Genomic DNA, 17657 nt, shown 5'->3' with positions numbered 1-17657 from the left:
CGCGTACCAACACTTCGACCTCTGCCAGCTAAATTGAACCCTGTGCGGGCCTCATACAGAGCAATAGCGGTGACCATCCGCAGCCGGTGGCCCCTCTATATGCTTTCCATGCTCGCGGCCAACCTGATCGGCGCGGTACTGGTCTTTGCATTCGTGCGATACGGCGTGCCGATCCAGGAGTCCGACGCGATTGTTGCCGACCGGGTCCGCAACTTCGCGATCTTCGGCGTGTACCTCGCGTTCGCCGGTGCCGTCAGTCTGACGGCAGCGGCCATGATGTTGAAGTCGGTCATTCGTTGGCGGCTGCGCGGGGGACCACCGACGAGGTCAGAGCAGATGGCGGCACTCCACGCGCCGCTTCGCCAGGCCATCGTCCACCTGGTGCTGTGGATCTTGGGCGGCATTATCTTCGTGTTCCTGACCATCACCGAGATGCCCGGACTCGCGATCGCCGTGATCGTGACGGTGTGCATGGCTGCGACAACGACCTTCGGGTTCACGTACATGCTCGGGGAGCGCATTTTGCGTCCGGTCGCTGCCCAGGCCTTGAGCGAGGGCGAATTCGATCGGACCATGGCGCCTGGCGTCGGAACTCGGCTGGCGATGACCTGGGGTCTCGGCACGCTGATGCCCGTCGCAGGCATCATCTTGCTGTGCTCGACGCAGCTCACGACCAATCTCGAGTTCTCCCCCGACTCACTCGCGTGGGCGATCCTTCTCATCTCGATCATGGCGATCGTGCAGGCCTTTGCGCTGTCGATGCTGACGGCTACTCAGATCTCCGATCCCATCCGCCAACTACGTCGGGCCATCGAGCGGGTGCAGCGCGGCGCCACCGACGTACGCGTCGAGGTGTTCGACGGCAGTGAGATCGGCCGACTGCAGGTCGGCTTCAACCGCATGATGAAAGAGTCCGACGAGCGTCGCCTACTGCGTGAGCTGTTCGGTCAGCACGTCGGCGAGGACGTGGCCCGGCGCGCGTTGAAGTTCGGTACCGAACTGGGCGGCGAAACTCGATTCGTGGCAGTGCTGTTCGTCGACATGGTCGGATCCACCGGTGCCGCGGCCGAGCGCCCGCCGGGCGAAGTAGTCGAGCTGCTCAACGAGTTCTTCCGTGTGGTCGTCGACGTCATCGATCGTCACCACGGTTTTGTCAACAAATTCATGGGAGATGCGGCGCTCGCCATCTTCGGTGCACCACTCGATCGACCCGACGCTCCGACGGCAGCCCTCGCTGCGGCCCGAGAGCTGCGGTTCAAGCTCAACGACATCACCGGCCTCGACGTGGGAATCGGCGTGAGCGCGGGGCTTGCGGTCGCCGGCAACATCGGTGCCGCCGAACGTTTCGAGTACACCGTGATCGGTGATCCGGTCAACGAAGCATCGCGGCTCACCGAGCTCGCGAAGCTTCGGCCCAGCCGGGTACTGGCGTCGACGAGCGCGCTGTATTTCGCGGACGAAGAGGAACAGGCCGAGTGGGAACTCGGAGAGCAAGTTCAACTGCGTGGACGCCGACGACTGACGCATCTGGCGTGGCCCGAAAAGTATCCAGAGGTCGATCCGGATCAAATTGGTTAGGGTGAGTCGATGGCTCAGCCTGGAAACACCCCACGGCGACTGAGACGACCACGCCCGCCCGTGGCCGAGACCAGTCGGGCCAGAGGGCGCTTCTGGTGGCTGAAGTGGCTGCTCGGGGTGGCGCTGATCGCTCTTCTGATAGTCGAGGGCACCATCCTGTGGCCCCGACTCAACGAGTACTGGCAAGCGCTCACCGAGATTCACTGGGGTTGGGTGGCTGCCTGCGTGGCGGCTCAAGCAGTGTCGCTCAGCGGATACGCATCCGTTCAACAACGTCTTCTCAACGCCGCCGGAGTAGTCGCCGGTCACGTCAAGAACCTTTCGGTCATTTACGCCAGCACAGCGATGGCGCTGACGCTACCTGCCGGCCAAGTCTTCTCCACGGCGTTCACGTACAAGCAGACTCGAAAGTGGGGTGCGACGCCGGTAGTCGCATCGTGGCAGTTGGCGATGTGCGGCGTCATCGCCGCTGCCACTCTGGCACTCCTCGGTGCCACCGGCGCAATAGCATTCGGTACCAAGGTCAGTCCGGTGACGCTGACGATTTCGCTCGTCGGCATGGCAGCGCTGTTCCTGGCGTTGCGATACGTAGCCCAGAATCCCGGCAGCATCGAGCGCATCGGGCACCGAGTTCTGGCGCTGTACAACCGTTCCCGCAAAAACCCAACCGGACGCGGTATGCACCGTTGGTCCGAAATCCTCAAGCAACTGGACTCGGTAGAACTGAGCCGCACCGACACAGCGATCGCATTCGGATGGTCGGCCGTTCACCGAGTTGCCGACGTCCTCTGTCTCGGTTTCGCTTGTTGGGCAGTCGGAGCCGATCCGTCGTTCGCTGGTCTCCTGATCGCATTCACGGCGGCAAAAGCAGTGGGCAGTATCCCGCTCTTGCCAGGCGGTCTCGGCTATGTGGAGCCGGTCCTCATCACAGCGTTGACGGTCGCGGGATCCACCTGGGCACAGGCCGCAGCAGCGGTATTCGTTTATCGGATAATTAGTTTCGTTCTCGTCGCACTGGTGGGATGGCTCGTCTTCCTCGTGTCGTTCCGCGCGACCCACCACGAAGACCTCGAGATGGACCTCGAGTTCGAACGTCGAGAACAACCCGGCGTCTAGCGTCGCAACGCTGCCGCCATGTCGTCGAGGTGGGCTCGGCTGATCCGTACCGCTGCCTCCGCGTCACCGGCTTCGATGGCGTCCACCAACATTCGATGCTCGTCCGCATCCGGCTGACTGTGTGGATGCAGGTCCAGAACCGCGATCAACTCGATCAACGCGGCCCGCAGACGCGGCATAAAAGTCTCGAAGAGTTCCGACAGCACGGGATTGTGTGCCGCATCCACCACCGCCCGGTGGACCGCGATGTCAGCGTCGACGAAGGCTGCGTCCCCGGAATGGGCGGCAGCAGTTCTACCGTCCAACGCTTGCCTCAGGGCCGCGACGTCGACGGCATCGCGCCGCTGCGCCGCCAGCCGAGCCGCTTCGATCTCGACCGCGTTTCGCACCTCGACGACGTGAAGAATCGCCTCGGCCTCGAGCACTCGGGGCCACTGATCCGGTGGCGTCGTACTCCGTAGAAAGACGCCGGCTCCCTGTCGCGATTCGAGCATGCCGAGGCCAGCGAGGGTCCGCACGGCTTCCCTGATGGTGGACCGACCGATACCCAACTGCGCCGCAAGAGTGGTTTCACCTGGAAGTTTGGCGCCGACTTCCCATTCACCGCTCACGATCCGCGCGCGCAGCAACTCCGCGGCCTGGTCGGTGAGCAGCCGACGCTCGACGATCGGGGACACGTGAACTCCTCAGGTTGTCTGATAAGTAATTTCGTTCTAGTGTAGCCCGCATGGCTACAGGAGCACTCCTTCTCGACTGCCGCGGCGGGGCCTGAAAGACCGGCACCCCTCCGCGGGGTTTCGCCATGCCGGTCTCTCGACTCGACCGCAGGAGAAACCGAAGATGAGTACAACCCGCGCCAACCGCTGGAACAACCAGAAGCGCTCACCCATGCCGTCCGAGCGCTATCGTGCAGCTTGGGACCGCGTCGACATTCCGGCTTTCGACCGAACCTGGCCGGCTAATCGCACCTCCGAGGCGCCCCTGTGGGTGCCCGTCGATCTGCGTGACGGCAACCAAGCCCTCGCAGAACCGATGGACCCCGAGCGTAAGCGTCGAATGTTCGAACTGATGGTGGCGATCGGCTACAAGGAAATCGAGGTCGGCTACCCCTCCGCGAGCCAGACCGATTTCGATTTCGTTCGAGACCTGGCGCGCTTCGATCTCGTTCCCGACGATGTCACCATCGTCGTATTCACTGCCGCGCGTACGGATTTGATCGAGCGGACGTACCAATCGATAGAGGGACTGCCGAACGCGGTCGTCCACATGTACACGGCGACGGCGCCGACGTGGCGAAACGTGGTTCTCGGCAAGGAGCGAGAAGAGCTGCACGACATGATTTTCCGCGCCGCTCAAGATGTGGCTCGCGGCGGCGAAGGCCACGACGGATGGCGATTCGAGTTCTCCCCCGAGGTATTCAACCTCACCGAGCCCGACTACATCCTGCAGGTGTGCAACAGTCTCACCGAGCTCTGGGACGCCAGTCCCGATCACCCGGTCATTCACAACCTGCCTGCCACAGTCGAAATCGCCACCCCCAACATCTATGCCGATCAGATCGAATACATGCACCAGAACCTGGCCCGACGCGATTCGGTGATCCTCTCGGTGCACCCGCACAACGACCGCGGCACCGGAGTTGCATGCGCCGAACTGGCAGTGCTGGCCGGTGCGCAGCGCGTCGAGGGGTGTTTGTTCGGCAACGGCGAGCGCACGGGCAACGTCGACCTGGTAACACTGGGACTGAATCTGCATGCACAAGGCGTCGATCCGGAAATCGACTTCTCCGACATCGACAAAATCCGTCGAACAGTGGAGTACTGCAACCGAATTCCCGTCCACGAGCGTCACCCATACGGCGGCGATCTCGTGTACACGGCATTTTCCGGCACCCACCAGGATGCAATCAAGAAGGGTTTCGCCCATCACTACGAGAGCGCGGAGTCTGCGGGCGTCGATCCGGGATCGGCGCCGTGGGCAGTCCCCTACCTGCCGATCGACCCCGCCGACGTCGGCCGCGACTACCAGGCGGTGATTCGTGTGAACAGCCAGTCGGGCAAGGGCGGAATCGCTTATCTGGTGCAGACCGAGTACGGAGTCGAACTCCCCCGGCGTCTGCAGATCGACTTCGCCTCGCGGGTGCAACTCGAGACCGACGACTCGGGCACCGAAATGACTGCCGATCAGCTGTGGAACCTGCTGCTGCGCGAGTACGGGTACAACGGAGGAGTGCGTCGGTACTCGCTGGAACACACCGCCGACGGTGATCAGTTGTTCGTTGCCATAGATCGTGACGGGCGCGAGGTCACCGCCGCGGCCAGCGCGTCCGGGCCGGTCGAGGCATTGAGCAAAATCCTGACCGAACAGGGCTCGGCCGTCGAGGTCGTCTCGCTCACCCAGCATTCACTGCCCCTCAACCCGAAATCTTCCGGAAGTGCAAATTCGGCAGTCACCATTGCAGAGTGCGTGGTGAACGGAGAAGGACGCTGGGGCATTGCGGTGCATCAGTCGGTGACAGCGTCGGCGCTTCACGCGGTCTATGCCGCAAGCACGCGCACCGTGATGCAGCTCACATGACCTTGCGGAAGGATTTTCAGGGGTCCATAGTTGAAGCTACAAGAACTTGAACATTCAACTACTTCTTCAGGAGCTTCCATGACCACCGCAACCTTGCCCACATTGACCGCCGGAACCTGGGTCATCGACACCGTCCACTCCACCGTCGGATTCTCGGTTCGCCACCTCATGGTTTCCAAGGTTCGTGGAACGTTCGACGAGTTCTCGGGAACGATCACCGTTGCCGAAGACGGAACCCCCGCCGTCGAGGCCGAGATCTCCGTGGACTCCATCAACACCAAGAACGAGCAGCGCGACGGCCACATCAAGTCCGCTGACTTCTTCGACGTCGAGAAGTTCCCGAAGGCCACCTTCAAGTCCACCGCAGTGCGCTCCAAGGGCAGCGACTTCGTCCTCGCCGGCGACTTCACGCTCCACGGCGTCACCCGCGAGGTCGAGCTGAACCTCGAGTTCAACGGCGTCAACCCGGGCATGGGCCAGGGCCCCGTCGCCGGATTCGAAGCCACCACCGTCATCAACCGCAAGGACTTCGACATCTCCATCGAGATGCCCCTCGAAGGCGGCGGAGCAGTTGTCGGCGACAAGATCACGATCACCCTCGAGATCGAAGCCGGCCTCCAGGCTTAACAGCACTGTGCGCCTTTATTAACCGCCCGCGGTTAATAAAGGCGCACAGTCGTATGGTGTGAGCGTGAAGAAGTACGCACCATTCCTACTGATCGACGCCATTCTTGTCATAGTCTTCTGCGCGATAGGGCGCCGTACCCACGAAGAAGCCAATGCGCTCGCCGGTCTGGCGAAGACATCGTGGCCCTTCCTGACCGGCCTGGTGATCGGATGGGCTGCCACGTTCGCGCTGTACCGCGACAAGTTCAACGCCGTTCTCCTTCTTCCCACCGGCATTGTCGTTTGGCTCGGCGCCGTCGTCATCGGCATGATCCTGCGAGTGTTGAGCGGCCAGGGCACCCAGTTCAGCTTCATCGTCGTCGCGACGCTGGTCCTCGGCGCGTTCCTTCTCGGTTGGCGCGCACTCGCTCCGCTGGTAGTGAAAATCCGCACCAAGTCGTAACCAAACTCCACGGCTCGGAACCACCCGAAATGCCCGAGCACGTAGGACACTTTTCGAATGAGCAACACTACGGAGCCCGTCGAACGTAGCGAGAAAGAAGACCGGGGGTTCTTCGGCCAACCCTTTGCGCTGGCGAACCTGTTCGGCGTCGAGATGTGGGAGAGATTCTCCTTCTACGGGATGCAAGGCATCCTCATCTACTACCTGTACTACAGCGTCAGCGACGGCGGCCTCGGAATCAGTCAGGCGGCAGCGACCAGCATCGTCGGCGCATACGGCGGCACCGTCTATCTGTCGACGATTCTCGGCGCGTGGGTGGCCGACCGACTTCTCGGCTCCGAGCGCACGCTCTTCTACAGCGCTTCGCTGGTGATGGCCGGCCACATCGCCTTGTCGGTTCTTCCTGGCATGTGGGGTGTGGGTGTCGGCCTGGTCATGGTCGCCTTCGGCAGCGGCGGCTTGAAGGCCAATGCGACCTCTCTGGTCGGAGACCTATATTCCGAACAGGACAATCGCCGCGACGCCGGATTCTCCATCTTCTACATGGGCATCAACATCGGCGGTCTTGTCGGTCCACTGCTCACCGGAGCCGTCCAGGACGCCTGGGGATTCCACGCCGGTTTTGCTCTCGCCGCCGTCGGCATGGCTCTCGGCCTGATCCAGTACACGCTGGGTCGGAAGCATCTTCACGGAATCGGAGCCGAGCCCGGCAACCCGTTGCCCGCGGACAAGCGCGCGCTCTACATCGGGATCGGCATTGCCGCGATCGTCGTCGTCGCGGTCGCCTCGATCACCGGTTTGATCACCGCGGACAACATGTCCGACGTCGTTGTCGGACTCACGATCGTCGCGTCGGTCGGTTACTTTCTCCTCATGCTCACCAGCAAGAAGGTGACCAAGGTCGAACGCAGTCGAGTCTTTGCATTCATCCCGATGTTCATTGCGAGCGCGGCCTTCTGGTCGCTGTTTCAGCAGCAGTTCACCACCGTGCCGGTGATCTCCGACAAACTCCTGGACCGCAATCTCTTCGGTTGGGACTTCCCGCCGACGTGGGTGCAGTCGATCAATCCGGTGTTCATCATCATCTTTGCCGGTGTGTTTGCAGCGATGTGGACAAAACTCGGTGACCGTCAGCCGTCGTCGCCGATCAAGTTCGCGCTCGGTACCGGCACGATGGGTCTGGCGTTCCTGGCGTTCATCCCGATCACCGGTGGCGGACCGAACAGTGCACCGCTCCTCGGCCTTGCCGGAGTGCTTCTGCTCTTCACCTTCGCGGAACTCTTCCTGTCCCCCGTCGGCCTTTCCCTTGCAACCAAACTCGCGCCCGAGCATTTCCACACCCAGATGGTGGCGTTGTTCTTCTTGTCCGTTGCGTTGGGTTCTTCGATGGCGGGAACCTTGGCCGGTTACTTCGACATCGACGACAGTCGCCCGTTCTTCCTGATCATCGGTTTCTCGTCAATCGGAATCGGAGTACTTCTTGCTCTTGCCTCACCCTGGATCAAGAAGCTGATGCAGGGCGTGAAGTAGACGGTCTCACTTCACCCACAACCACAGAGCCAACACGAATCCCGCTATCGCTACTGCCACACGCAGTACCGATGGCGGGATTTTCTTGACTACGGGCGGGCCACACCAACCTCCGGCCAACGCTCCGAGCGCCATCGCCAACGCGGCCACCCAATGCACCTGTCCGGAGAAGGCGAAGATGAGTGCAGCCACAAGATTGGCAATGCCGAGAAAGAAGCTCTTCAGGATCGTTGCACGCCACACCGTTTCGGAAGTGAGGATGAGCGTCGCGGCCAGGAAGATGACGCCGGCACCGGCACCGAAATAGCCGCCGTAGACCGCGACGGCAAACAGTGCGGCCGAGTAGATTCCGGGACGGTCACCGCCGCCGGACAACTCACGAATCTTCGGTTGCAGTAGCAACGCGAGCGAGGCGAACACAACCATCGCCGGCACAACGGATTCGAACGAACCTTCTGGTGCCAGCCACAGAATCAGAGCACCGATGATGCCACCGGCAGCCGAATAGAGAGACCAGCGAACAAGTTTCGGACCCGTGTCGGCAACTTCACGGGACGAGTTCGCCAATGCGCCGACGCCGACGGCCACCAACGCGACGGTATTGGTCATGTTTGCGCTGACCGGTGAGAGCCCGACGCTCAGCAACGCCGGATACGAGACGATCGATGCAAGACCGGTGACAAAACCGACTAGACCGCTGAAGAATCCCGCTACGACGAGGAATAGGAAATCGAGCAGGTTCACGAACCAGGAATCTACTCGCGGTGCCCGGTACTACTTGTCGGCAGGCTTGCCGAGTTCCTGGAAGAGCTTGTCCGTCATCTGCATTGCTCGATCGCCGCCGTCGGCGTCTGCAACGAACACTGCGAACGCGAAGTCTCCGCGTGATCCGTAGAACCAGCGATCGTCACCGCTCGCTGCACCGGCCGCCATCATGTCCGGGTACCCGGCCAATCCGCCGGCCCCTCGCATGGCGTCGCGCAGACGATTGTTCACGTCGCCGGGCAATGCCGTCGGGGCGACGTCGGCGGTAGCTGGTTGCCCGAAGACCATCATCGGAAGCGGGGCGCTACCGCGGGCGATCGACGCCGCCAGCATCGCCATCCCGAATGGAGTCACCGTCGGCGCACCCGAGTTGTTGGACGTCTTGTTTGCCATGACGTTGTTCATCGCCTGGTCCACGCCGGGGCGGTTCGCGGCCAGCACTGCCGTCTGCTGTTCGAGTCCCTGAATGTGGAAGCCGTTGCCGAGTCCGAGTTGCTGCCCGGTGTCGGCCAACTGCTCGGCTGACACCGCTCCGGGGTCGACGCCGTTCTGCATCGACGATGCGAGACGGACCAGATCGAGTGCGCCGCCGGCCGGGCGCAACCCGGTAAAGGCGATGGGCCCTTGTTCGATGGCCTGATTGTTCTGTGCTGCAGCCAGAATGGCGCCATCCGACGGGCGGATCGCGACGATGGCGGCAGGAGTACCCGCACTGACGACGGCTTCGATCGCGGCAAGTTGAGTGTGCGAGTCGAGGGTCGCGGCAACGTCGGGGCCGGGAGGTCCCTGGAAGCCGGCTTGCTTGATCGGGAACCCGTTGGGCTCGACCAGGTTGACCGCCCAGCCGGCGGTGGCGTCGCGATTGGCCTGCCACACGGTTCGCAGCGGATCAAGCAACGGTGAGTTGATACGACGGTCGGAGGCGATCAGCTTGGGTGTCTTGACCACGACGACACCGGGGATCGCAAAATCGCTTTCCAGGTAGGCGTAGTCGGGATCGCGGAGCAGTACGGCGGTGACGGGCTTGCCGGGGTTGGCGGCGAGGTCGGCCAGCATCGACTCCGAGGTGACCAACGGGGCGACAGGTTCGAGGACTGTGGCAAGGCGACGGGTGGTGTCAACGGGGTCCGGCATGGTGGCCGGGTCGAGAGTGATCGCGTTGATGGTCTGCTCGTTCATGAGCAGGGTGCCGGTGCTGTCGACGACCTTCGGCGGCGCTGCGTCCGTACGGGTGTACGAGACGGTGCGACCGTTGCCGAGGTCGGGGACGAGGACCGACGGGTCCCAGGACACACGCCAGCCGACGGACAGATCGCGAACCTCACCCTGCGACTGGTAGCTCCAGTCCTTGCCTTCGCCGAAGTTCCAGGAGGCGTCGAGGGTGAAGAGTCCGGAGTCGCTCCCCAGATCCATGACTTGAGCGACGTCGAAGTCGGAGGACTTCGCGGCCAGCCCGTCGAACATCTGCTGGATCGACGGCCGCGCCGCGTTGGGGTACGACGTGAGCGCCGCGGCGGCTTCGGCGTCGTGGTTGTTGAGGGCGGTGACGAAGTCCTCCACCACCGAGGCGGCATCGGATTTCTTCTCTCCACCGATGACACACGACGCCAGCGCCACTGTCAGAACGACAGCAGTTATCGACGCAACGACATATTTTCCACGACGGTTGTGCTGTCCTCCGGGCCCCATGCATGTAACTCTTTACTTCTGTCACACGAGTAACAAGCACGGGATGCCTACGAACGTGTCACGGTTGAGCTACGACGGTGTGATCCAACTGCAACGGAAAACAGGTTTCAGCGCAGAAAAGTGCCCGCTACCTGCACTGCAGGCGAAGAGCTGTCCGCACCCGCGATGAATACCGCAAATGCGAGATCTCCCTTGATTCCGACAAACCACCCATGCGCTGGGCCGCCCTCGGTTTCGGCCGTGCCGGTCTTGCCGAGAAGCCCTGAGATGTCCTGCAACGACGTCGCCGTACCGCCCGTGACGGTCTCGCGCATCATCACCCGCAACTGTTCGGTCACCTCCGCGGGAGCGGGTGCAACGGTCTGATCCGCCACGCCGGGCTGTCCCTTGACCAACATCGGCGCCGGCGTCGTTCCGTTGGCGATCGAGGCCGCCACCAGAGCCATCCCGAAAGGCGTGGCGGTCACGGTGCCCTGGCCGATCGCAGACTCGACGCGTTCGGCGGGGGTGTTCGCGTCGGGGACGTTACCCGTCACCGTCGTGAGCCCGGGGGTCACGTAGTCGACGCCGAGCCCGAACTGCAATCCCGCATTGTGCAGGGCATCCGCAGGCAGACCGACGGCCATCCTCGCCATGGTGGTGTTGCACGACTTCGCGAATGCGGTGTGCAGCGGGACCGATCCGAGGTCGAACTCGTCGTCGTTGGGTATCTGACGCCCTTCGATGTTCTCGGTACCCGGGCACGGCAGAACAGTGTCCGGTGTAGCGACGCCGGCTTGCAGGGCCGCGGACGTCGTCACTGTCTTGAACGTCGAACCCGGTGGGTACAGGCCGGTCAACGCGATCGGGCCCTGCGCGTCTGCGGGGGCGTTCTGGGCCACCGCCAACACAGCTCCGGTCGACGGCTGCAGCGCAACGATCGCCGCCTGTTGCGTCACCCCGGCCAGTGCGTTCTCGGCCGCGAGTTGCAGCGGTCGGTCGATGGTCGTCGCGATACTCGGAGCAACGGGCCCGTCTTGGCCGGCGACGGTGGTCACGGTTCCGTTCTGCTTCACCTGCTGTACCGCCCAGCCTGCGGATTTGTCCTGCCCCGCCTGCCAGAGGTCGGAGAGCCCGCTGAACGTCGGCGACGCCAACGCTTTGTCCACCGAGAGCAACCGCGCTTGCGGCGCCAAGCTCACTCCGGGAATCGCCGCCAACTGCTCTTCGATGGGTGCAAGATCCTCTGCACGCAAAGTGATAGCGGTAACCGGCTTCCCGCTGGCCGACGCAAGATCGCCGCTCAGAGATGCCGCCGTGATCGTCGGAGCGACGGGCGAGAGCAGGGCTGCGACCGCGGCTGTGTCCACCGGGGGAACCGCAGCGGAATCAAGATTGACCAGCGTCACTACCTGCTGCTCCATGATCGGCTGACCCGCAGCGTCCAGCACCGACGGCGGCGCGCCTGTCGTGGGTGTGTAGCGCAGCGTGGTCGAGGCGGTCAGGTCCGGAGCGAGCAGCGCCGGGTCCCACTGGATCAGCCAGTTGTCACCGCTTTTCGACGCGTTTCCCTGCGTCGAGTAGTTCCAGTCCTGACCTTCGCCGAATTTCCAGGCCGCGTCGAGCGTGAATGTCCCCGCGGAATCTCCGGACTCGGCGGCGTCGGAAACGGTGAATGTTCCCTCGTCCTTGCCCAGTCCTTCGATCAGGGCCGAAATCGCAGTCGACGCCGCCGCCGGGTCGGTGGTGAGGGCTGCCGCCGCTTGCACATCATCCGCGGTGAGCGCGGACGCGAACTCCTCTGCCACTGATTTCGGCTGGTCAGGGCCAGAACTGCACGCGACTACGGATCCTGCCGCCAACACCCCCAGAGCCACGGCAGCCACGGGACGACGGAAAATTCGAAAGCTCTGACGAGCGTGTGAAAGGCGCACGACGTCGATCATGCCCGAATTTGTGGCGTCAGTTCGACTATCGGTGTAATCATGTAATCAGTGCTATCAACAAAGCACATCAAACTCCACCAGCTTTCCGAGGAGAACGCCATGAAGAACTCACAAGGCTCCGGCGACCGCAGGTTCGGCCGTCCCGGAGGTTGGCAACAGGCATCGGTTCCCGACGCAAGTGATGCGGCAGACTGGTTTGCCGGTCGACTTCCCGACGAATGGTTCACTGGCACCGCCGACATCCAGGTCGACCGCGAAGAAATCGTCGTGATCGGTGAGCTCCCGGCAGTCGACGGTGGCGAGGCAGCCACGGACGGAAGGATCTCGCGCTTTCGCGAAACCACGCGCGCCGACCGGATGCGCATCGCCGACGAGGCCGAGGCTCGCTACGGACGCAAGGTCGCCTGGGGCGTACGCCTCGACGAAAAGACCGTCCTGTTCACACATCTCGCGGTCCCGGTGATGACACGGCTACGTCAACCCGAACGCAAGGTCCTCGACACTCTGGTGGACGCGGGTGTCGCTCGTTCGCGCGCGGATGCACTCATGTGGACAGTCCGGTTGGCGGGCAAGCACAGCGAACAGTGGCTCACCGAGCTACGAGAAGCGATGTCGAAGGTCGACGATCTGAGATCCGAGGGTCCGAAAATCTGAAGGGCCGAAAATCTGAGCACGAACACTGACGAGACCGACAGCACACGATAATTCGATTGCGCGGGATCGTTCGAGTGCTCTAACCTGGAACACGAATCATTCCCGACAGAACAGGAAACGGGCCGTTGCTCCTCTAGAGGTTCATTACGCGAAGGCACTCGCACCCATCAGCAGTTGCTGAGCCGGGCGCACAGTCCAAGCACCCTCTGGAGTACTCATGACCCAATCCCATTCTTCTCTGTCGCTCTCGGATCTCACCTTCACCTGGCCGGACGGCGAATCAGTCTTTTCCCGCACCAATTTTGTATTCCCCAGTGGCCGTGTCGGTCTCGTCGGACTCAATGGATCGGGAAAGTCGACTCTGCTGCGATTGATCGCAGGAGAGCTCTCACCGGAATCCGGATCCGTGACCGCTTCCGGCGAGGTCGGCTACCTTCGTCAGGACATCACACTCGATCCGAGCGTTCGCGTGGATGACATCCTCGGTATCCACGAACTCCGAAACGCATTGCACCGCATCGAAACCGGCGACGGCTCCGAATCCGATTTTGCGCTCGTGGACAACAACTGGGATATCGAGGAGAGCGCTCTCTCCACCTTGCATCGACTCGGCCTCGAGAAGGTGGTCCCGGATACGGCGGCACTGGGCCGAACCGTCGGCACCCTCTCCGGCGGAGAGACCGTCCTACTCGGGCTGACCGCAACGCTGCTGAGGAATCCACAGGTGCTGCTCCTGGACGAGCCGACCAACAACCTGGACCGCGACGCTAGATCACGAGTTCATGCTGCAGTCCAACAGTTTCCGGGATCCGTACTGATCGTCAGCCACGACCGGGAACTGCTCGACACCGCGGAGTACACGGTCGAACTACGTAGAGGGGATCTACGCGTGTTCGGCGGCAACTACTCGCACTACCAGGAGGTCGTGACCGCTGAGCAGGAAAACGCACTCGCCACCGTTCGCGACGCCAAAGCCGATCTGGCGAAGCAGAGCCGCGAGCTGATCGACGCTCGAACAAAACTTGACCGACGTAAACGCTATGGGCAGAAGATGTTCGAGAACAAGCGGGTGCCACTGATTATCGCGCAGGCACGAAAACGCCAGGCCCAAGTTTCGGCCGGAAAGCTGGCCCTCAACCATATCGGGAAGGTGGACGACGCCAAGTCTGCCCTGTCGGAGGCAGAGGAACTCCTTCGAGACGATCGAGAGATTCGTCTGGACCTTCCTGCTACACAGGTTCATCCGGGGCAGCAGGTTGCGCGGCTCGACGACGTGACGTTGCAGAGCGGCCAAGTGGTATCGCTGCAGATCACCGGGCCGGAGCGCATTGCGATAGTGGGACGCAACGGAATCGGCAAGACAACGTTGCTCGATGCACTCGCTGCGTCGACTCCGTTCGTAGCCTCTCGTGCGCTCCCCCAACGTCTCGACGTGTTCGACGAGGATCTCTCGGTGGCAGACAACGTCGCTTTGGCAGCGCCACACGCGACGCCCGAGGAAATTCGCGGGCAGTTGGCACGGTTCCTTTTCCGGGGAACGGATTCCGACGTGTTGGCATCTGCGCTCTCCGGCGGTGAACGATTGCGCGCGGCGTTAGCCACAATCCTTCTGGCCGAACCCGCGCCCCAATTGCTTCTTCTCGACGAGCCGACAAACAACCTGGACCTACCGAGTCTCGCCCACCTCACGCAGGCACTTTCCGATTTCCGCGGTGCCATGGTGGTGGTGAGTCACGATCTACCATTCCTGCACGACATCGGCATAACGCGGTGGATCAGCATGGACGAGAATGGTATTCAGGACATCGATCCCGCGTAGACCGACGGTTGTCGCTAACGGTGCGAGACGGTCTGGCCTATCGTGGGGCGATGTGCCTTCACCTCGACGCAACCGCTGCGCTGTCGCTCGCAGGTTGGGTTCGCGAAGAACCTACTCGATCGGCCTCTGCCCCAGTTCCGCGGCCGCTGGTCGGCGGTTGTGACCAACTCATAGTGTGGGCGAGTTCGTTCTCCGTACTTGCCAGTTCCGACGACCAGGTGTGGTTTCTCTCGGCGGAGAACTATGCCGGTGGAGTTGGCGTCAGCGATGAGGCGTTTCCCTGGAATGCGTTCCGGCACGAGAGCCTGGCGGTCGCTTCCGGGCCGGCTGAGCGCACGGCGATCAACGCCTTCTGGTCCACTCACCTCCCGGTTCTGCTGTCGGTACGCAATGGGTACGAGTACTTGGCGCTCGCACCCGACGGTCAGGTTGTCCGTGGGGGAGAGCCGGAGTTCGAGGAGGTCACCCTCGTTGCCGCTGATTTCGAGGCTCTACTTCGGGGCATAGTCGCAGGCGTCAGCACGGCAGATCCCTTCACCGATGCACTGCTTGGAACAGTGGATACTGCCCAGCAGGGCAGCGACCGGTAACTCGGAGAGAGGCCGAGCTGATTGCTCCACTGTTCATGAAAGTTCACGGCATCCGTCGGAATGGCTCCGGACTACTACTCGAGTTCACGTGCGTAGTAACCGGCACCCATACTGGACGGGTGTTGCACGACGTGAGAAATCCGGTGGACGGTGCGCGAATCACCTATCAGATCGTGGGCGATGGCCCACCCCTGTTGATGGTGCACGGCACAGCGTTGTCGCGCTCCATCTGGCGTGGCTTCGGGTACGTCAAGGCGCTCCAGGAACAGTATCGTCTGATCCTCGTCGACATGCGGGGTCACGGACGCAGCGACAAACCACACGACTCCGATTCGTACGCAATGGATCTGGTCGTCGGCGATCTCCTGGAGATCCTCGATACGGAGTCTCCGTTCGAACCGGCACACGTCCTCGGATACTCATTCGGCGGGCGCTCGGTGATGTCGCTGACTGTCGAGCACTCCGAACGGGTGCGATCGCTTACCGTCGGGGGCGGTAGTAGCCGGCCGATGACGGGGGCGTTCGACGCATTGTTCTTCCCGGGCTGCATCGACGCACTCGAAAGCGGCGGTATCGAAGGATTTCTGACCGGTTGGGGCGCGAGGCGCGGCAAACCGGTGGATCCTCAGACTGCGACTGCCTTTCGAATCAACGATGCCCTCGCACTCGCGGCCTACATGCGCCGGGCCGAGAAGGAGCAGGGCATCGACGACGCCGTGCTTCAACGGATCACCACACCGGCGTTGTTGTTCGTCGGATCGAGAGATCGCGAGCGCCTGCCGGATACCGAGCATCTCGCGTCGCTGATCCCGGACAGTGCCTTGACTGTGATCGAGGGGGCTGACCACGCGAGCGCAGTCGCGAACTCCGAAGCTGTGCTGCGTGCGCTCGTTCCGTTCCTGAACCGACAGTAGTCCGCCTTCATCCGCTCACTACTGCGGTGTGAGCACTCTCGACTCGAGCGCCGTCACCGGTGGATACCAACATCAGGATTGCTCCGACCTCCATCGGCAGCACAAACCCGACGGACGCTAGAACTCCGTAGCGAGGGGAACCGAGATCGCGTTGTATCCCGCTGCTCACCAAAGGTTCTGAACCATCTTCCGGTAGGTGGCGCGGGACAGCTCGATGACCGAGCTCACCGAACGCGGATCATCGCTGGCCAGAACAACTCCCGCTGACGCGATCGCCACGTCGGTTCCGGCACCGACCATCGCCGCGCGGTAGCCCGCAGCCTGAAGCCGAGATACCTTCGCTCCCTTGTCCTGCGGAAGCACCTCGGCGAAGACCTCGTCGATCCCGAGTCTGCGGGCAAGCGAATTGGCCACGGCCTCCGCGTCTCCGGTGACCGTGGCCACGCGTACACCCGCGAGCGTGGAGGGCGTCGACGGCCAATGCTGATTCCGGGGCGAATCTCGTCGGCCAATGCCAATGCCAATGCGCCGATCACCTTCTCGTCACACGCACTACATGCAGGACCGTCGACCCGCCACTGAGCCACACCGCCAGGCAAGGCCACGCGGCCAACGTCAACCGTTCAACTCCCCTTCAACATCGCTTCCATCTGAGTGATTTCCGCCTGCTGACCGGCAATGATCGCTTCTGCCATCTTCTCCACCGATGGATCGAGCCCGTTGTCGAGTTCAGTCTGGGACATGGTGATGGCGCCCTTGTGGTGCTCGATCATCATTGTCAGCCACAACTTGTCGAACTCCGCGCCACTGGCGTCGGTGAGGGCGGTCATGTCGTCGGCCGACATCATGCCCGGCATCTCGGCCATCCCGACGCCGTGTCCCGCATGCGCCGAATCATCCATGCCCTCCATCGAACTCGACGAAGGATCGGGGCGTCCCCACTTCGCCAGCAATTCCGTCATCTGAGCCATTTCCGGGCCTTGCGCAGCCTCTATCTGCGCTGCAAGAGAGAGAAGTTCGGCATTGTCGGTTCGACCGTCGACCATTCTGGCCATATCCAATGCCTGCGCGTGATGCGGGTACATCCCTTCGAGAAACTCGATGTCAGCAGCATTGACACCCGCAGGAATCTCCGACTGTGCTGCGACACTCGTTGTTTCAGAAGAATGGTTAACGCTCTCCCCGGAGTTGTCCGAGCATCCGGCAATCAACAGTGCTGCCGCTGCCACAACCGGAACGAACCGCGCGGCGCTCTTCCTGACCGTCAAAGACATGTTTTCACTCCCGAGAATTGATTCTGTTCGATATGCACTGCACCACAATTGATTTGATCACGATTCTGCAAATGCACAGTTGCCACGTTACCGGCGAAAATCCGTCTCGAAGCCCGATATCCGGCCCAAACAGACTTCCTTCATCGAATCTTCACAG

General features: G+C 62.3%; 15 protein-coding genes and 1 pseudogene. 10 read left to right on the top strand and 6 right to left on the bottom strand.

Annotated elements, in window-relative coordinates; genetic code table 11:
• Nucleotides 1–99 precede the first annotated feature (99 nt).
• On the top strand, nt 100–1578 hold the full coding sequence (locus tag ACSW29_RS06705; protein ID WP_021343017.1) for an adenylate/guanylate cyclase domain-containing protein: 1479 nt from the start codon (nt 100–102) through the stop codon (nt 1576–1578).
• Between the two features lie 9 nt (nt 1579–1587).
• Nucleotides 1588–2694, top strand: coding sequence for a lysylphosphatidylglycerol synthase transmembrane domain-containing protein (locus ACSW29_RS06700; RefSeq protein WP_230814971.1), 1107 nt, complete (start codon nt 1588–1590; stop codon nt 2692–2694).
• Here the strand turns inward: ACSW29_RS06700 and ACSW29_RS06695 are convergent.
• Nucleotides 2691–3371: a FadR/GntR family transcriptional regulator gene (locus tag ACSW29_RS06695; RefSeq protein ID WP_448276892.1), complete on the bottom strand. Its 681-nt coding sequence runs from the start codon at nt 3369–3371 to the stop codon at nt 2691–2693. The two genes, ACSW29_RS06700 and ACSW29_RS06695, sit on opposite strands and share 4 nt — an antisense overlap.
• A 163-nt stretch (nt 3372–3534) precedes the next feature.
• Here ACSW29_RS06695 and ACSW29_RS06690 point away from each other — a divergent pair, with 163 nt between their 5' ends.
• The 4 genes from ACSW29_RS06690 (at nt 3535) to ACSW29_RS06675 (ending at nt 7870) form a co-directional block, all read left to right on the top strand.
• The gene (locus tag ACSW29_RS06690; protein WP_448276891.1) at nt 3535–5271 is read left to right on the top strand and encodes a 2-isopropylmalate synthase; all 1737 of its coding nucleotides are present in this window, start codon (nt 3535–3537) and stop codon (nt 5269–5271) included.
• A gap of 78 nt (nt 5272–5349) precedes the next feature.
• The gene (locus tag ACSW29_RS06685) at nt 5350–5898 is read left to right on the top strand and encodes a YceI family protein (protein ID WP_019747097.1); all 549 of its coding nucleotides are present in this window, start codon (nt 5350–5352) and stop codon (nt 5896–5898) included.
• Nucleotides 5899–5962: 64 nt separating this feature from the next.
• Nucleotides 5963–6340, top strand: a complete 378-nt coding sequence (locus tag ACSW29_RS06680) for a DUF3054 domain-containing protein (RefSeq protein ID WP_428691360.1) — start codon at nt 5963–5965, stop codon at nt 6338–6340.
• 57 nt (nt 6341–6397) lie between these two features.
• Nucleotides 6398–7870 carry a peptide MFS transporter gene (locus ACSW29_RS06675; protein ID WP_019747095.1) on the top strand — a complete coding sequence of 491 codons (1473 nt, stop codon included), beginning with the start codon at nt 6398–6400 and terminating at the stop codon, nt 7868–7870.
• A gap of 6 nt (nt 7871–7876) precedes the next feature.
• On the opposite strand, the gene ACSW29_RS06670 is transcribed toward ACSW29_RS06675, so the two are convergent.
• From ACSW29_RS06670 to ACSW29_RS06660, 3 genes are all read right to left on the bottom strand, one after another.
• Nucleotides 7877–8614 carry a sulfite exporter TauE/SafE family protein gene (locus ACSW29_RS06670; protein WP_003945554.1) on the bottom strand — a complete coding sequence of 246 codons (738 nt, stop codon included), beginning with the start codon at nt 8612–8614 and terminating at the stop codon, nt 7877–7879.
• A 30-nt stretch (nt 8615–8644) separates the two neighbouring features.
• On the bottom strand, nt 8645–10324 hold the full coding sequence (locus ACSW29_RS06665; RefSeq protein ID WP_448276890.1) for an NTF2-like N-terminal transpeptidase domain-containing protein: 1680 nt from the start codon (nt 10322–10324) through the stop codon (nt 8645–8647).
• Nucleotides 10325–10431: 107 nt separating this feature from the next.
• A complete protein-coding gene (locus tag ACSW29_RS06660) occupies nt 10432–12249 on the bottom strand; it encodes a penicillin-binding transpeptidase domain-containing protein (protein ID WP_448276889.1) in 1818 nt (605 codons plus the stop codon).
• A gap of 99 nt (nt 12250–12348) precedes the next feature.
• On the opposite strand from ACSW29_RS06660, the gene ACSW29_RS06655 reads away from it, so the two are divergent.
• From ACSW29_RS06655 to ACSW29_RS06640, 4 genes are all read left to right on the top strand, one after another.
• The gene (locus tag ACSW29_RS06655; RefSeq protein WP_317828417.1) at nt 12349–12903 is read left to right on the top strand and encodes a hypothetical protein; all 555 of its coding nucleotides are present in this window, start codon (nt 12349–12351) and stop codon (nt 12901–12903) included.
• 217 nt (nt 12904–13120) lie between these two features.
• Complete coding sequence (locus ACSW29_RS06650) at nt 13121–14722, top strand: ABC-F family ATP-binding cassette domain-containing protein (RefSeq protein ID WP_448276888.1); 1602 nt, start codon at nt 13121–13123, stop codon at nt 14720–14722.
• A 50-nt stretch (nt 14723–14772) separates the two neighbouring features.
• Entirely contained in the window at nt 14773–15312 is a 540-nt protein-coding gene (locus ACSW29_RS06645) for a hypothetical protein (RefSeq protein WP_448276887.1), read from the top strand.
• Nucleotides 15313–15455: 143 nt separating this feature from the next.
• The gene (locus tag ACSW29_RS06640) at nt 15456–16226 is read left to right on the top strand and encodes an alpha/beta fold hydrolase (RefSeq protein WP_448277412.1); all 771 of its coding nucleotides are present in this window, start codon (nt 15456–15458) and stop codon (nt 16224–16226) included.
• 58 nt (nt 16227–16284) lie between these two features.
• Here the strand turns inward: ACSW29_RS06640 and ACSW29_RS06635 are convergent.
• Nucleotides 16285–16860, bottom strand: a pseudogene (locus ACSW29_RS06635) (HAD-IC family P-type ATPase); the annotation flags it as partial.
• Nucleotides 16850–17500 (bottom strand): DUF305 domain-containing protein, encoded by a 651-nt coding sequence (locus ACSW29_RS06630; protein ID WP_448276886.1) that lies wholly within the window; start codon nt 17498–17500, stop codon nt 16850–16852. The gene ACSW29_RS06630 and the pseudogene ACSW29_RS06635, both read right to left, overlap by 11 nt.
• Nucleotides 17501–17657: the final 157 nt, after the last annotated feature.

It is taken from the genome of Rhodococcus sp. GB-02 (assembly GCF_053470465.1).
The sequence above is the reverse complement of the archived record's forward strand: the minus strand, read 5'-3'. Positions and strand labels throughout refer to the sequence as shown.

Excerpts from the sequence above, each read along its gene's own strand:
- ACSW29_RS06705 (WP_021343017.1), top strand. The coding sequence starts at position 100 with ATGCTTTCCATGCTCGCGGCCAACCTGATCGGCGCGGTACTGGTCTTT.
- ACSW29_RS06690 (WP_448276891.1), top strand. The coding sequence starts at position 3,535 with ATGAGTACAACCCGCGCCAACCGCTGGAACAACCAGAAGCGCTCACCC.
- ACSW29_RS06700 (WP_230814971.1), top strand. The coding sequence starts at position 1,588 with ATGGCTCAGCCTGGAAACACCCCACGGCGACTGAGACGACCACGCCCG.
- ACSW29_RS06645 (WP_448276887.1), top strand. The coding sequence starts at position 14,773 with ATGTGCCTTCACCTCGACGCAACCGCTGCGCTGTCGCTCGCAGGTTGG.
- ACSW29_RS06660 (WP_448276889.1), bottom strand. The coding sequence starts at position 12,249 with ATGATCGACGTCGTGCGCCTTTCACACGCTCGTCAGAGCTTTCGAATT.
- ACSW29_RS06675 (WP_019747095.1), top strand. The coding sequence starts at position 6,398 with ATGAGCAACACTACGGAGCCCGTCGAACGTAGCGAGAAAGAAGACCGG.
- ACSW29_RS06650 (WP_448276888.1), top strand. The coding sequence starts at position 13,121 with ATGACCCAATCCCATTCTTCTCTGTCGCTCTCGGATCTCACCTTCACC.
- ACSW29_RS06665 (WP_448276890.1), bottom strand. The coding sequence starts at position 10,324 with ATGGGGCCCGGAGGACAGCACAACCGTCGTGGAAAATATGTCGTTGCG.
- ACSW29_RS06685 (WP_019747097.1), top strand. The coding sequence starts at position 5,350 with ATGACCACCGCAACCTTGCCCACATTGACCGCCGGAACCTGGGTCATC.
- ACSW29_RS06655 (WP_317828417.1), top strand. The coding sequence starts at position 12,349 with ATGAAGAACTCACAAGGCTCCGGCGACCGCAGGTTCGGCCGTCCCGGA.
- ACSW29_RS06630 (WP_448276886.1), bottom strand. The coding sequence starts at position 17,500 with ATGTCTTTGACGGTCAGGAAGAGCGCCGCGCGGTTCGTTCCGGTTGTG.